13 protein-coding genes are annotated in these 15,289 nt (G+C 38.2%); 5 read left to right on the forward strand and 8 right to left on the reverse strand.

Annotation, left to right across the window (positions count from 1 at the left end; translation table 11 throughout):
- Positions 1–53: 53 nt before the first annotated feature.
- Positions 54–1,664 carry a beta-N-acetylhexosaminidase gene (locus O0V13_RS03555; protein WP_268033619.1) on the reverse strand — a complete coding sequence of 537 codons (1,611 nt, stop codon included), beginning with the start codon at positions 1,662–1,664 and terminating at the stop codon, positions 54–56.
- Between the two features lie 186 nt (positions 1,665–1,850).
- On the opposite strand from O0V13_RS03555, the gene O0V13_RS03560 reads away from it, so the two are divergent.
- A complete protein-coding gene (locus O0V13_RS03560) occupies positions 1,851–3,305 on the forward strand; it encodes a Gfo/Idh/MocA family protein (protein WP_268033620.1) in 1,455 nt (484 codons plus the stop codon).
- A gap of 58 nt (positions 3,306–3,363) precedes the next feature.
- Here the strand turns inward: O0V13_RS03560 and O0V13_RS03565 are convergent, their stop codons facing one another.
- The 5 genes from O0V13_RS03565 to O0V13_RS03585 form a co-directional block, all read right to left on the reverse strand.
- Positions 3,364–4,989: an OmpA family protein gene (locus O0V13_RS03565; RefSeq protein WP_268033621.1), complete on the reverse strand. Its 1,626-nt coding sequence runs from the start codon at positions 4,987–4,989 to the stop codon at positions 3,364–3,366.
- Positions 4,990–4,991: 2 nt separating this feature from the next.
- Positions 4,992–5,963, reverse strand: coding sequence for a deoxyhypusine synthase family protein (locus tag O0V13_RS03570; RefSeq protein WP_268033622.1), 972 nt, complete (start codon positions 5,961–5,963; stop codon positions 4,992–4,994).
- A 93-nt stretch (positions 5,964–6,056) separates the two neighbouring features.
- On the reverse strand, positions 6,057–6,656 hold the full coding sequence (locus O0V13_RS03575; protein WP_268033623.1) for an OmpH family outer membrane protein: 600 nt from the start codon (positions 6,654–6,656) through the stop codon (positions 6,057–6,059).
- Positions 6,657–6,752: 96 nt separating this feature from the next.
- Entirely contained in the window at positions 6,753–7,655 is a 903-nt protein-coding gene (locus tag O0V13_RS03580) for a histone deacetylase family protein (protein ID WP_268033624.1), read from the reverse strand.
- A 56-nt stretch (positions 7,656–7,711) separates the two neighbouring features.
- Complete coding sequence (locus O0V13_RS03585; RefSeq protein ID WP_268033625.1) at positions 7,712–8,269, reverse strand: hypothetical protein; 558 nt, start codon at positions 8,267–8,269, stop codon at positions 7,712–7,714.
- An 88-nt stretch (positions 8,270–8,357) separates the two neighbouring features.
- Between O0V13_RS03585 and O0V13_RS03590 the strand changes: the two genes are divergently transcribed.
- Positions 8,358–8,798, forward strand: coding sequence for an AlbA family DNA-binding domain-containing protein (locus tag O0V13_RS03590; protein ID WP_268033626.1), 441 nt, complete (start codon positions 8,358–8,360; stop codon positions 8,796–8,798).
- Here the strand turns inward: O0V13_RS03590 and O0V13_RS03595 are convergent.
- The gene (locus O0V13_RS03595; protein ID WP_268033627.1) at positions 8,790–9,152 is read right to left on the reverse strand and encodes a phage holin family protein; all 363 of its coding nucleotides are present in this window, start codon (positions 9,150–9,152) and stop codon (positions 8,790–8,792) included. The genes O0V13_RS03590 and O0V13_RS03595 overlap by 9 nt on opposite strands.
- Before the next feature lie 138 nt (positions 9,153–9,290).
- Here O0V13_RS03595 and O0V13_RS03600 point away from each other — a divergent pair, with 138 nt between their 5' ends.
- A complete protein-coding gene (locus tag O0V13_RS03600) occupies positions 9,291–10,040 on the forward strand; it encodes an acyl-CoA desaturase (RefSeq protein ID WP_268033628.1) in 750 nt (249 codons plus the stop codon).
- A gap of 154 nt (positions 10,041–10,194) precedes the next feature.
- A complete protein-coding gene (locus tag O0V13_RS03605; protein ID WP_073570348.1) occupies positions 10,195–10,524 on the forward strand; it encodes a BlaI/MecI/CopY family transcriptional regulator in 330 nt (109 codons plus the stop codon).
- Between the two features lie 53 nt (positions 10,525–10,577).
- On the opposite strand, the gene O0V13_RS03610 is transcribed toward O0V13_RS03605, so the two are convergent.
- Entirely contained in the window at positions 10,578–13,727 is a 3,150-nt protein-coding gene (locus O0V13_RS03610; RefSeq protein ID WP_268033888.1) for a S41 family peptidase, read from the reverse strand.
- A gap of 251 nt (positions 13,728–13,978) precedes the next feature.
- Between O0V13_RS03610 and tyrS the strand changes: the two genes are divergently transcribed.
- Positions 13,979–15,271, forward strand: a complete 1,293-nt coding sequence (gene tyrS / locus O0V13_RS03615) for a tyrosine--tRNA ligase (RefSeq protein ID WP_268033629.1) — start codon at positions 13,979–13,981, stop codon at positions 15,269–15,271.
- Positions 15,272–15,289: the final 18 nt, after the last annotated feature.

Genomic DNA, 15,289 nt, shown 5'->3' on the forward strand with positions numbered 1-15,289 from the left:
AGAAAGCCCAAGTTGAGATTTTCCAACTTGGGCTAAATCATTGACTTGATATATTACCAATTGACTTTCGGTGATTTATAAAAGTCTATTCCTTCGATATCCCATCTCTTTCCTTGAACAGGAATTCTACTAGCAAAGCTCTCCCAAGATCTTCTACTTGTAGGAGTCCATGCAACCTCGGCAATTGCTGCTAAACGTGGGAAAACCAAATATTCAATATCCGCTCTATTAGTGACTGTCTCTGTCCATAAAGGAGCCTCTACCCCTAAAATATCGGATTTAGAAATCCCTTCAGTATAAGTGGCGGGGTCCCAATTATAAGCATCATCCAATTCAATAAATGCAGCCCAATGTAAACCGATACGGCTCGTAGAATCATATTGCATATCCAAATAGGCTCTTTTTGCTGGGGACATCAAGACTTTGTTCCCTTGACTTTTTGCCATTTGGGCATTGTTTGCTTTATCCCAAAACTGGGCGACATTTCCAGGTAATAATGTAGTGGTTGCGATCTCATCCCATCCAATGCTGGTTTTCCCATAACCTTTCACGATTTCTTGAACTCTCTCAACAAAATAAATATAATCGTCTTTTTTCGTGACATGAGACTCATCTCCTCCAATATGGAAGTAAGGACCTGGTGTCAAAGCGGTCAATTCTCTCACAACATCTTCAATCAGTTGATACGTAGCCTCCAAATCAGAATCAAGGGTACTGAACCCAACTTCAATACCTGTATATAACTCTGCCGCTTGCCTGTCAATATTTGATCCTGATAATAGATCTTCAGCTTTTTCGACAGATTTCACAATAGTCTCAGTATCTCCATCAGGCAAATTAATACCTGGATTTAACTCCCCGTAAGAAGCCAAAATCGCATTGGTATGTCCAGGCATATCCACCTCAGGAACAACTGTAATATACCTCTCAGCCGCATATGCTACTATTTCTGCATATTGCTCTTGAGTATAAAAGCCTCCTTCACCACCACCAACTTCTGTACTTCCACCGGTTTCAGTCAATTTTGGCCAGGATTTAATTTCGATTCTCCATCCTTGGTCATCGGTTAAATGCAAATGAAGATAGTTCAATTTCAACTCTGCCATTTGATCAATATAATGCTTGACGTCTTCTACCGGAAAAAAGTGTCTTGCAACATCTAACATAGATCCACGATATGCAAAATCAGGACTGTCAGTAATAATCCCTGCTGGGACAATCCATTTTTCAGAAACTTTTTTCCTTTCTTCTATAGAAGGAGGGAATGCTTGGATCAAAGTTTGAACGCCATAAAATAAACCAGCTTCTGATTCAGATTTTATAGTGATTTGAGAATCAGTAATGGACAATTCATATCCTTCAGAACCTGATCCATCTCCAAGCAACTCCAATTTTATAGCAGCCTCGTCTGTTCCGACTTGAATAGGAAAGCCTGTAGAAGGTCTTAATTTTTCCGCTAAATATTCTCCTATAAAAATTAGATCACTTTCTGGTCCAACCATTTGAATGGAAGTGGTAGAGGTTAATTCAAATGTTCCAGACGAATTGGAAACACTGACAGGCAGTGGAATAAGTCCTGAATCAGTTAATTTAGAAGAATCATTTTGGCACGAAAGAAGGGACAAAGAAATCCCTATTGCCATCAAAGCAATACTATTTTTCATATTAGGAAATTGGATTAAGGTAAACTTAATAGAAAATTTTAAGAATCTGATTCCGCTAAAAAAATATATTTGAGGAAGAGCAATTTTGATATTCGTGGAATAAATACATGATTTTATCAAATTCAACACTAAAAACTTCACAGAAAATCATAATTTGAGTTTTTGCAAAAGATTAATCAATAAACCATGAAAGAAAATAAAGGATCTGGTAATTCCAGAAGAGATTTTTTGAAAAGCAGCTCCCTTGCAATGGCGGGGTTTTATATAGTTCCTAGACACGTATTAGGAGGTCCGGGTTATATAGCTCCCAGTGACAAGCTTAGAGTTGCCAGTGTCGGTGTTGGTGGAATGGGAGGCGGTGACGTAAGAGGTATTTATGCATCAGGAAAAGTTGACATGATCGCACTTTGTGATGTGGACGATACCAGGGCGAAAGGAAGTCGTGAAGCCCATCCAAAAGCAGCATATTATAAGGATTACAGAGTCATGTTAGAAAAGGAAGCAAATAATATAGATGCTGTATCCGTTTCTACTCCAGACCACATGCACGCAGTTATCGCAATGATGGCTATGAAAATGGGGAAACATGTCTATGTGCAGAAACCACTTTCACACGACATCTACGAAGCTAGAATGCTCACCGAAGCAGCTGAAAAATATAAAGTAGTAACCCAAATGGGTAACCAAGGATCTTCCGGAGATGGAGTTAGAAAATTGGTAGAATGGTACAATGCAGGACTAATTGGAGAAGCAACCAAAGTATATTCTTGGACCAATAGACCAGTTTGGCCACAAGGTATTCCTTGGCCATCAACACCTATCACTCCTCCAGCTGATTTAGACTGGGACCTATGGCTAGGAACTGCTCCATACAAGGATTACGTTGGAAATCTCGTTCCATTCAATTGGAGAGGTTGGTGGGATTATGGAACTGGGGCTTTGGGAGATATGGCATGCCATATCATGGAGCCACCATTCAGAGTTCTTGGACTGGGATATCCGAAATCTGCTGAATGCTCAGTGGGTTCTGTATATACTGGAGAATTTACTCGCGGTTATTTCCCAGATAGCTGCCCACCTTCTTCTCATATCACATTGAGATTTGACAGACCCGGCAAGGATGACTTGGAGTTCCACTGGATGGATGGTGGTATTCAGCCAACTCGTCCAGAAGAACTTGCACCTAATGAAATCATGGGCGATGGTGGAAATGGTGTCATCATCGAGGGGACCAAAGGTAAAATGATGTGTGGCACCTACGGTAGAGACCCTCAATTACTTCCAACTTCCAGAACCAAGGAAGTGAGTGTTCCAATGACGGAATATAGAGTTCCTGACGGTGATGGTGGTCACTATAAAAACTGGGTTGAGGCATGTATTGGAGGATATGGATCTGAAGAATATAAGCATCTTAGTTCACCATTTAGTGTGGCAGGTCCTTTGACCGAATCAGTTTTGATGGGTAACCTTGCCATTAGATCTTATGATTATCGAGTTCCAAGAACTGGAAGTGACAATCAGTTTGATTATCCTGGACGAGGAATCAAATTGATGTGGGATGGCCCAAATATGAAGATCACTAATTTTGATCCTGCCAACCAATTTGTAAAAAGAGAATATAGAGGAGACTATTCTCTATAATTTATAATATCCCAAAAATTAAAAGAGCCCTAATCGTTTTACAATTAGGGCTCCTTTTTTAGTTCTCTATTGTTAGATCCACTCTCCTGTTTTTTGCTCGACCAACTTCAGTAGCATTCGAAGCCACAGGTCTTGTACCTCCCCATCCAGAGATTCTAAGCCGTTCAAATTCAATTCCTTTTTCGACCAAGTAATCTCTCACTGCTCCTGCACGCTCCAATGATAATGCCTTATTCAGGCCTGGGTCTCCCGCACTATCAGTATGACCATTAATACGAACTTTAAAACCACCGTTTTTGGTTAAAAAACCAACAATTTCATCCAAATATCCGAAAGTCTCATCACCTTCTAATTCAGAGGTTCCTCTTTTAAAATTTACTTTATCCAAAGTAAGACTGGAGCCTGTTTCAATTTTTGCCAACAAAATTACATTAGGCTCTTCAGAAAGTATTTGAGATGTGGATATGGTTTTTGGAAAGAAAGAAATTGCTTCAAATTTAAGTTCAGAAATACCATTTTCCTTCAATTTAGAAACCCGAATAGAATCAGAATCCATTTCTACCCAATTTCCCTGAGATAATCCAAATAGAGTGTAATCAAGAATCCTCGTTTTATTCTTTTGATCAACCAACAGCCATTCTAAAGGCTCCTCTTCAACTACTAATTCTTTTTGCTGAATTTTGACTTCAGGAACCCCTACACTGTTACCTGGAAAAATAGGAGTAATCTCCTGAACTTTCACTTGTTTCTCCTCCTTTGCTTGACTGATAGCTACTGCTTTTGGAGCCTCAAATTCTTCTGGGATTATTAATGGTTCAGGATTTTTAAAAGTCAATAAATCAGAAAAGCCATCACTATTTTGAATACTGGACCAAACTACCTCATCGCCATTGATAAAAGTTACCGTACTTTCTGATCCGGGAGAACTGATTTGCTCCCACTTTTTGGGTTGACTCCAGTTCAAAAGAGACTCGTCCAGAGCCTTTGAGATGAAGATATCTTTTCCCTGAGCTCCTTCTTGCATATTGGACGCAAAATATAAGAGCTTGGTTTCTGGATTGAAAAATGGACTAATTTCTTGGCCTGGAGTATTAATCACATTCCCCAAATGAGTAGGGCTCGACCATTGAATTATTGATTCTTTTTTGATCAAATAAATATCTTCGTTCCCTCTACTGTCTTCTCTTTTGGCTGAAAGAAAAATCAATTCTCCCCCTTTGGAAATTCGTCCAGTCACATTTCCTGATAGGTCTTCGACACCATCTACATTTATTCTTCTGAGGAAATTCCAATCAGTACCAAACTTCGAATATTGGTAAATACCGTTTTTCTCAGAATCTCTATGGTAAACCAAAAGGGTTAGCAGATCTTCCAAGCCAATGGGAAAATCATACCCTGATGTACTCAAATCTGGACGATGGATAGCCTCTGACCATTCACCATCTTCATTTTTCTTAGTCATCCAGATATCACCTGGATCTGTGACTCCTCCTACATTTCCGGGGTGAAATGCTCTTGTAAATAGTAATGTTCCATCTCCAATCCAAACTGGGTTTTGATCATCCTGCGGGCTATTTGCCCCTGAAAGGACCTGTATTTCTTGTGCTTGTACTCGATTAAAAACACAAAAAGCAAGCAGTAATGTACTGCCTGCTTTAAGTATTTTAGAATTTAAATTTCTCATAATTATTGACCCAAAACGATGGCAAATACCAGCGGGGCCACAATTGTCGCATCTGATTCAATAATAAATTTTGGAGTTTCTAATCCAAGTTTACCCCAGGTGATTTTTTCATTTGGAACAGCGCCAGAGTAAGACCCATAAGATGTAGTCGAATCTGAAATCTGACAGAAGTAGCCCCAAAGAGGTACATTATCACGCTGAAGGTCCTGATGCAACATTGGAACCACGCAGATAGGGAAATCTCCTGCAATTCCCCCGCCAATTTGGAAAAATCCAACTTTACTTTCTTCAGTTGCATTGTTTGTGTACCATTCTGCAAGGAACATCATGTACTCAATTCCACTTCTCACAGTGTGAACATTTTTCACATCTCCAGAGATAACGTGTCCAGCAAACATATTACCCAAAGTAGAATCTTCCCATCCTGGAACGATGATTGGAAGGTTTTTCTTAGCAGCTTCTAGCAACCAGCTATTTTTTGGATCGATTTGGTAGGAATCCTCTAACTTGCCTGACAATAGAATTTTATAGAAGAACTCATGTGGGAAAAATGCTTCTCCAGCTTGATCAGCTTTTACCCATTCATCCAAAATGACATCTTCAATTCTTCTCATCGCCTCCATTTCTGGAATACAGGTATCGGTCACACGATTCATATGACGATCCAATAGATCTTGCTCCTGCTCAGGAGAAAGTTCTCTATAATTTGGAATTCGCTCATAATAATCATTGGCTACCAAGTTGAAAACATCCTCTTCCAAGTTGGCACCTGTACAAGTGATGATTTGAACTTTATCCTGACGGATCATTTCTGCCAAAGAAATCCCCAATTCTGCTGTGGACATTGCTCCGGCAAGAGTGACCATCATTTTTCCACCTTCTTCCAGATGAGTTTTATATCCTTCTGCTGCATCGATCAAAGATGCTGCATTGAAATGACGATAATGATGCTTTAAAAATTCTGTGATTTTCATTTGAGTTTTTTCAATTTGCCTTCAAAAATACCCAAAAATAGGGTACAAAAAAACCCGGACTCAGCCGGGTTTTTAATCTCGTTTTTCTTGAAATTATTTCGCAGTATCTGCTGGAGCTTGACCGTATTCTTTGTTCAAACCATCGATTACAGATTTAGTCACATCCAAAGACTCTTTTCCATACCATACAGAACCACCTCTAGTGTAGCTAAGAACCAAATCCAATCCTTCAGCCTCGGCATAACCTTTTAAATAATTTTGAACTTTTTCGTAGACCTCATTGTAAAGATTAGCCTCATCTACAGAAAGTTCCTGCATCAAGTTATCTCTATAGGTAACTAAGTTTTGTTCTTTTTTCATCAATTCCTCCTGCTTGGCTCTTTGCTGATTTGGAGTCATGTTTCCACCAGACTGCTGGAAATTTGATACTTCCTGCTCAAATCCTCTAGCTCTGCTTTGAAGGTCACCTTCAAATTTCTTCCCTTTATCAGTTAGCTCTTCAGATTTTTTGATGAAATAGTCATATTTATTAATTACACTATCTGTATACACATAGGCAATTTTGTAGTCTCCAGAACTTGCAGCAGTTTCAGAGGTTGCTGCAGATTGGTTTTCTGCGGTTTTTTGATCACAAGCGTAAAAAAGTACAGATGCAAGACCTAGTACTCCGATGAATTTTAATCCCTTTTTCACTTTGAATTGATTATTGTTTACAAGGGCGCAAATATAAAGAAAGAATTGATTTTCCAAGGGAAGAGCCCCATATACAGCATTAAAATAGGTTAAGGTTTAGTAAAATATTTCTTGAGCCAACCTATAAACCTGAGAGTGGGCTTCGATTATATGACTGATTTTCTTACTGTAGCCTCCTCCCATAGAGCAAATCATTGGCAATCCCAATTCATGAACTAAGGAAAGAACAATATGATCACGCTTTTTAACACCATCCATTGTCAAAGCCAACCTTCCCAATTTATCTGAGGCTAATACATCAACTCCAGATTGATACATAATAAAATCTGGTTCAAACTTATTTAAAATCTTATCCAAAGAAGATCTCAAAGTATTTAGATACTCTTTATCAGAAGTACCGTCCTCAAGGCCTACATCTAAATCTGATTTCTCTTTTCTATGAGGATAATTTTTCGCCCCATGCATGCTAAAGGTAAAAACCGAAGAATCTCCCTCAAATATCTCCGCAGTACCATTGCCTTGATGAACATCCAAATCTATAATTAGAATATTTTCTGCAAGGCCCTTTTTTTGCAAATACTTAGCCGCAATTGCTTGATCATTCAATAAGCAAAACCCCTCTCCCCGATTAGAATACGCATGATGGGTCCCTCCTGCTATATTCATAGCAATTTTATGTTCAAGAGCGTATTTAGTGGCTTCTACAGATCCACCTGCGATCAAAATCTCTCTTTCAACTAATGCCCTACTTAAAGGAAAACCTGTAGCCCTTTCTTCAGAACGACTTAGACTCAGTTTATCTAATTTCTGCCAATAGTCTGAATCATGAGCTTCTAAAATCAAGTCCTCTGACACGGGCATTGGTGAGAAAAAATTACTCTCATTTACAGTCCCCTCATACATTAATTGCTGTGGAAGCAATTCATATTTTTCCATGGGAAAACGATGTCCAGGAGGTAAAGGGTGACAATATTCGGGGGACCAGGCAATATGAAGCATAAAAAAACGCTTGTATATTCAACAAGCGTTCAAAGGTATTGTTCTGAAAGATTTTATCAAACGTCCTCCTCTTCTGATTGAAAAGAAAACAATGTTTCATCCAAGGCAATGGTATCATCATTAAACTCTTTGATGAACTTACCAATTACAGAATCAGTAATCACATCAATATTAAGAGCTGCATCTACACCGATTCCATAATCATGGTGAGTATCAACATCGATAAATTCTTGAACCTTCACAGTTTCTTCCTCTTCGATCTCCATGATCATTTCAGTGATGAACCAGCCAATTTCTTCCTGCTCACTATTTAATGGTAGCAAATTCCCATTTTCGTCTTCTTCATATTGGATACCGTTGAAATTGGGAAACTTTTTTGCAGCTTCATGCTCAGCCAATTCGTATACCTCACTAGAATGATGTAATCTCAAGGTATAAAGAGCAGCATCATAGATTACTTCTTTACCCTCATACATTCCAATGAAGTAAAAATTCACAAATTCATCAGAATTCTCATCGTCAGGAATTAATTTATATGGCTTTCCAGAAGCACTAAGTTCCTTCTTAAGCTTTGCGATCTCAGTTGGATCAAATCCTGGATTAGTTAGTGACATAGAATTAAAAATTAGGGATAATTAGATTTCACTTGGGAAAGATAACTTTCGGAAGTGATTTACCAAGGAATATACAAGCAAAATATAAATGAGTAAAGAAAACTTAGAAAAGTTTGATGAAGAATTTATAAATTCTCTACTTAGGTCAAAAGAAGGTATCTATTTGGAATTCAAGCAAAAGGCACCTTCCAACGAGAAAATAGCTAAAACTATTTCATCATTGGCAAATACAGAAGGAGGTATTTTAATTATTGGAATTTCTGACCAACGAAGGATTATAGGAATAGATCCGGAAGAAGAAATTTTTATGATAGATACCGCCTTAAAGACATATTGCAATCCATTACCAAATATTAAAATAGAGGTGATAACTTGGATAGACCCAAATCCGAAACCCTATGAAAAAGAAGAAAAGAACCTATTAAAGGTACATATTTCTAGGTCCATAGTCCCCATCAAAGCCAAAACTAAAAATGGAGAATGGAAAATATTTAAAAGAGAAGGAGACCATACAATCACACTAATTTGAATTCAAATTGTTTCCAAAAAGTGAATTAATAATACTCAAAACAATAGCAAACAATAAGGCCCACCAGAATCCATCTACTTGAAAACCAGGGATGATTTTATCTGCAAGTAATATAACTAATGCATTAATCACCAACAGAAACAACCCAAATGTCATCAATGTCAAAGGGAGTGTCAATACAATCATTAAAGGTTTGATTGTAAGATTAATCAGAATCAAAATTGCTGCTAATAAAAAGCCTGTCACCCAGCTATCAATATGAATTCCTGAGAGAAAAAATTCAGCAATTAAGACTGAAATACCCCCTAAAATAATCTTCACCAAAAACGAAGATGCTTTGTCCTGCTTTGCCATAATTCGAAATATTTATTCCAAAATAATCGATAAATGATTTAAATCATGAAGGAACAGGGAAGCAACTTTAGACTTTGGCTTTAAAATTGGTATTTCAGGCCGTATATTTGCAAAAAATTAACCAAACACAAGTACCGAGTGATTATCATCATCTTCTTCCTTTTGCACTGGTATTTTTCCCTGTTTTGCCAGAGCTTCTTTCTGCATAGATATGCAGCGCACCAAATGTTTGTTATGACAAAATTCTGGGAAAGGTTCTTTTACCTATTCACCTGGATGTGGCAAGGTAGTTCCTATCTGTCTCCTAGAGCCTATGCTATCTTACATAGAATGCATCATGCTTACAGTGATACTCCAAAAGATCCACATAGCCCCCATCATACGGAAAACTTATTTACAATGATGTGGAAAACAAAAAACATCTACAACGATTACTTCAGTTTCAAATTAAAGCCAGAAGAACGCTTCTCTAAAGATATTCCAGACTGGAATAAATTCGACAGGTTTGCAGACAATATGGGAGTAAGAGTAGCTTGGGGTGTCTTATACGTTTTGATTTATGTATTATGTATTTCTGTTTTTGAACTACCCGGAACGCATTGGTGGATGTACTTCCTACTTCCTATTCATTTTCTTATGGGACCAGTTCATGGAGCTATTGTGAATTGGAGCGGACATAAATATGGATATGCAAACTTTGACAATAATGATAAGTCAAAAAACAGTTTGTTATTAGATTTATTAATGCTTGGTGAATTATTCCAAAATAATCACCATAAATTACCAAATAGACCAAATTTTGCTGTTAAATGGTATGAGTTTGATCCAACTTATCCAATAGTTAAATTATTACACGCATCGGGAATTATAAAATTAAAAACTACATAAATAAAAACGGGGCTAAACTAAGCCCCGTTTTTATTTCTCTAATATTCAATCAATTAAATTTTTTATAACTAAAACACATAATATATTATTAATTATTTTTTGGATATAAGGAACTAAAGCAATAATTTTCTAATAAATTAAAACTTAACACCTTATGAAACCATTAACCAGAGCTGAAGAAGAGATCATGCAAATTCTCTGGGACATTGAGAGAGGTTTTGTCAAAGACATCCTAACTCCAATGCCAGAGCCTAAGCCCGCTTACAACACCGTTTCTACTATTGTAAGAATTTTGGAAAGAAAAGGATTTGTGAGCCATAAGTCTTATGGTAAAAGTCATGAATACTTCCCTATCGTGTCAAAAGATGAATATCGAACATTCATCATCAAGAAGATGCTCGAAGGATACTTTGATAGTTCTTTCGCTAAAATGTCTCAATTCTTCAAGAATGATGAGTCTTTAAACAATAAGACCTATCAATAAGATTATTGAGAAAAACGAAAAAAAAATGCCGGGCCTGAAACCGGCATTTTTTGTTACTCCACTTCCAGCAATAATTCCTGAATAGCTTTTTCCAATTGTTGATCTATTCCTCGATCAATTTGTCCTGGCATATTTTTTACCTCATACTGTGGTCGAGTCTCGTTATTTTCTAACCACTCCCCTGCTTTATTTTTCGCAGAAATCGGAACAGCTCCCCATCTTACTCCATTTGGTAAACCTTCCCATCCAGCAAATGAACAAGTCCCAGGTGTCGGCATCCCTACCGTCTTTCCAATTCCTAAGTCTGTATATCCGCATGCGAAGCAATGTCCATCAGAATAATTTGCCTCATTAAACATGGCTAAGGTTGGTTTAGTCCATCTAGCAGTAGGCTCATAACCCACTTCCCTTGAAGCGGTAGCATAAGTCAAAAACTTATCACCCGTGAAAAACATAGCCAAATCAGCAACCAAATCTCCTCCTCCATTGAATCGGGTATCAACTATGACCGCATCTGTGTCATGATATTTACCCATCATTTCCTCATAGACATTCCGATAAGGGCCATCACTCATTCCTGGGATATGAACATAACCCAATTTCCCACCACTTTTCTCTGCAACTTCCTCCTGGTTCTTTTTCACCCATCTTTTATACAATAATCGACCTTCTTCTCCCAAACTAATGGGCTTCACTGTCAATTGTTGTGTATTTCCACCAGATGCATCAGAAACTTCAAGCAAAGTGAATTTATCGGACTTTCTGTTCAACAATTTGGCAAAGTCAACATCTGGACTAATCACTTCTCCATCGATTTTTTGAATAATCATTCCAGGAGAAATATTAAGATTAGATTTATCTAGAGGTCCTCCAGAAATGACTTCTGTGATTTTTAATCCATTTCCTTTGTGATTGTAATCCCAAAATACTCCCAAAGAAGCAGTTTCATCTGCCATTGGAATAGATCTGGAATAACGAGCACCAGCATGCGAAACATTCAATTCACCGATCATCTCAGAGATCATTTCAGCAAATTCATAATTATTACCAATATGAGGTAAGTACTTCTGATAGTCTATTCTGGACTGCTCCCAGTCTACTCCATGCATATCTGGTGTGTAGAAAATCCCTTGGGTTCTCTGCCAAACGTGATCAAATAAGTGAGCCAACTCAGCATCCTTATCAAATGTCATTTCGCCATTGATCTTGATGGATTCACGCTTCATGGATTCAGGATTGATTTTGGAAATACTTCCATCACTTAGCATATAAAGGTTCTTTTGATCTTTATCCCAGATCAAACTAGCATATCCGGCATTTAAAGCGATCTCCTGTTTGGTTTCTTTGGTTCTCAGGTTTGTACTCCACAAGTTCATTCCTTTCTCAAAACGAGCCAAATAGAGAAGCTTCTCTCCATCTTTACTCAAAACGGCATCACCTAAATTGCTTGAGTGAATCGTTAACCTCGCTTTTCTATCTTCTATTCCATCCCAATCAAATTCGAGAGGCGTTACTTCCTTCTTATCCGAATCAGATTTGCTATCCTCATCTTTCTTTTCTTCTTTTTTACCCACTTTCTCAAGCTCCTTCTTCAACTTGTAATCTTCATCGGAAAGGTTGAATTGATCCCAAGCTTCTTGGTCAAAGAAAAGCATATAGACATCATCTTCACTTCTGCCTGAAGTCGCATAACTTCTTAATCCGTCACGATTGGAAAACCAAAGCATTTGCTTTCCATCATTTACCCAAGTGGCACGATCATCACTATATCCACTTTGAGTGATTTTTTTGAAAGGCTCTTTTCCAGAAGCATCCAACAACACAACTTCAGAATTGGCCATAGTAGGTCTATAGGAAGCCAACAACCATTTGCTATCTGGGCTCCAAGTAAAATACTGGTCCCCGTCACTCATGTGGAACAATTGCTCTGGAGTCATCAAAGTTACTTCCGCTTTGGAAGCCAAATCCACCACTTTCAAAGTTCTTCTTCCTTCGATAAAAGCTAATTTTTTGCCATCTGGAGATAACTTAGGCAAATAAGCATCCTCTGAAACTGCCAATAGAGGCTCTTCTTTCAAAAGTGTAGATGCAAAGAAAAATGGCTCCTCAGCCCGGACTTTGGTGGATTTAAAAATCTGCCATTTCCCATCTCTTTCTGAAGAGTAAATGACTGATTTGCCATCAGGAGCAAATTCAACAAATCGTTCCTGTTCAGGTGTATTGGTAATTCGTTTAGTCAAAGATCCATCAACTGAAGTAACAAACACCTCTCCGCGGGCTATGAATGCGATTTCTTTTCCGTCAGGTGAAATACTCATTTCTCTAACTCCTCCGTTGATAGAAATGTAATTATCAGTATTGGAAATGTCCTGAGTTTTAATTGAGACGGAAAGCTTTCTTGGGTTATCTCCTTTTCTCAAAGTATAAAGTTCTCCATCATAGCTAAAAGACATCAACCCATTATCTGAAATACTCAAAAAGCGAACTGGAAACTTCTCAAGATTTGTCAATGCCTGAATTTTAGATGGGTCAGTCAAATCCATGGAAAAAACATTGAATGTGCCATTTTGCTCACTCAAATAGAAAAGCTCGGCTTCATCTGGAGAAAACACCGGATTTCTATCTTCTCCATAAAATGTACTGAGGATTTGGTGAGAATTTGTCGATGCATCATACATCCAAATATCTCTGGCTACACCTGATTGATGGTGTTTTCTCCACTCATTTTCTCCTCCTTTTTTATCATGATAAATCATTTTCTGACCATCCTTGCTAGTCTGAACATATTCAGCTGGAATTGTCCAGACCTGCTCTACTCTACCACCAGATACAGGAACCTGATACAATTCAGGAAGGTATCCAGTTGGATATTGCCTGTGCTCAGCCAAATCCATTCGAACAGCTCCGAAAATCACTTCTTTCCCATCAGATGAAAAATCAAATGGTTGTTCGTCGTTTGAATGGAACGTTAAGCGATCAGCAGGACCACCTGCTGCATCCATCAAGAAAATGTCAAAGTTTCCATAGCGATCTGAGGCAAAAGCAATCTTTTGTCCATCAGGACTCCAAACAGGCTTGTAATCATGCGCCTCATGAAAAGTAATTTGATTTGCTTCCCCACCAGTACTTGCCACAGTGTACAGATCTCCTCTGTAAGTGAAAACAATAGTGCTACCATCAGGTGAGATGGCCGGATATCTCATCCATTGAGGAGCATTTTGAGCTTGTAGCAGTAATGGTGAAAACCAAGCCAACAAAAAGCCCCCGATCAATTGTAGATTTCTCATAAGTTTTGGGTTAAACCATGAAAGTAATCATTTTTAAAATGCCTGTAACCAATTTTAGATTGACTCAAAAAATCAAGGAAGAGTGGTAATCCTTTAGAAACCTTTTTAGAATTACTTCCATCCTTCCAAGGACAAACCTATATTTGCGGCTTGTAAAAATTATCAAGATGAATCCATTTATTGAAGAATTGCGCTGGAGAGGAATGCTCCAGGATATGACCCCAGAAATTGAAGAACACCTCAATAAAGGAATGGCTTCTGCTTATTTGGGTTTTGACCCTACTGCGGATTCACTTCATATTGGACATTTGGTGGGTGTGATGACCCTACTTCATTTTCAAAGAGCTGGTCACAAACCATTTGCTTTGGTAGGTGGTGCAACTGGAATGATCGGTGACCCTTCTTTCAAATCAGCCGAAAGAAACTTGTTGGACAAGGCAACTTTAGATCATAATGTGGCCTCCATCCAAAACCAATTAGCCAAATTCCTGGACTTTGCACAAGGAAATGAAAACAAGGCAGAATTGGTCAATAATTATGACTGGATGGCCCAGTTTTCCTTCTTGGAATTTATCAGAGATGTAGGAAAGCACATCACTGTAAACTATATGATGGCAAAAGATTCAGTAAAAAGAAGATTGGAGGACGGAAACGGACTTTCATTTACTGAATTTTCTTACCAATTGATCCAAGGGTATGATTTCTTTCATCTTTGGAAAAACAATAATTGCAGCATCCAACTAGGAGGATCTGATCAATGGGGAAACATCGTAACCGGAACCGAGTTGATCAGAAGGATGGGTGGAGGAAGCGCATACGCTTTGACTGTACCATTGATCACCAAAGCTGATGGAACCAAATTCGGTAAAACCGAAGGTGGCTCTGTTTGGTTGGATCCAGAGAAAACATCTCCATACGCTTTCTACCAGTTTTGGTTAAACGTTTCCGATGAGGACGCTTCCAAATACATCAGAATCTTTACCACATTGGATAAAGAGACTATTGAGAATTTGGAAAAAGAGCATGCTGAAGCACCACACCAAAGAGCTTTGCAAAAAGAAATTGCCAAGCAGGTAACCATCATGGTTCACAGTGCCGAAGATTATGAAATGGCTGTCAAAGCTTCTGATATCCTTTTTGGAAAGTCTTCGACAGAGGATTTGGCATCTTTGGACGAAAGAACATTCCTACAAGTATTTGATGGAGTTCCTCAGGTGAAAATCTCTGCTGCAGATTACCAGGATTTAGAAAACACGCTGGATCTATTTGGTGAAATTACTCAAGGAGTGATCTTCGGATCAAAAGGAGAAGCCAGGAAAATGATTCAAGGTGGCGGAGTAAGTGTGAACAAGGAAAAACTAGGTGATCCAAATGCTCCTGTATCATTTGCCTTACTTCAGGAAAAATATCTATTGGTACAAAAAGGGAAGAAAAACTACTTCATTGTAGAAATCATCTAACCGGATGATACCCAATCA

The sequence above is a fragment of the Algoriphagus sp. PAP.12 genome, from assembly GCF_026652115.1.
Classification (GTDB): domain Bacteria; phylum Bacteroidota; class Bacteroidia; order Cytophagales; family Cyclobacteriaceae; genus Algoriphagus.

Coding starts and splice junctions, on each gene's coding strand:
- O0V13_RS03590 (WP_268033626.1), top strand. CDS start 8,358: ATGAGTAAAGAAAACTTAGAAAAGTTTGATGAAGAATTTATAAATTCT.
- O0V13_RS03585 (WP_268033625.1), bottom strand. CDS start 8,269: ATGTCACTAACTAATCCAGGATTTGATCCAACTGAGATCGCAAAGCTT.
- O0V13_RS03610 (WP_268033888.1), bottom strand. CDS start 13,727: ATGAGATATCCGGCCATCTCACCTGATGGTAGCACTATTGTTTTCACT.
- O0V13_RS03555 (WP_268033619.1), bottom strand. CDS start 1,664: ATGAAAAATAGTATTGCTTTGATGGCAATAGGGATTTCTTTGTCCCTT.
- O0V13_RS03580 (WP_268033624.1), bottom strand. CDS start 7,655: ATGCTTCATATTGCCTGGTCCCCCGAATATTGTCACCCTTTACCTCCT.
- O0V13_RS03570 (WP_268033622.1), bottom strand. CDS start 5,963: ATGAAAATCACAGAATTTTTAAAGCATCATTATCGTCATTTCAATGCA.
- tyrS (WP_268033629.1), top strand. CDS start 13,979: ATGAATCCATTTATTGAAGAATTGCGCTGGAGAGGAATGCTCCAGGAT.
- O0V13_RS03605 (WP_073570348.1), top strand. CDS start 10,195: ATGAAACCATTAACCAGAGCTGAAGAAGAGATCATGCAAATTCTCTGG.
- O0V13_RS03560 (WP_268033620.1), top strand. CDS start 1,851: ATGAAAGAAAATAAAGGATCTGGTAATTCCAGAAGAGATTTTTTGAAA.
- O0V13_RS03565 (WP_268033621.1), bottom strand. CDS start 4,989: ATGAGAAATTTAAATTCTAAAATACTTAAAGCAGGCAGTACATTACTG.
- O0V13_RS03595 (WP_268033627.1), bottom strand. CDS start 9,152: ATGGCAAAGCAGGACAAAGCATCTTCGTTTTTGGTGAAGATTATTTTA.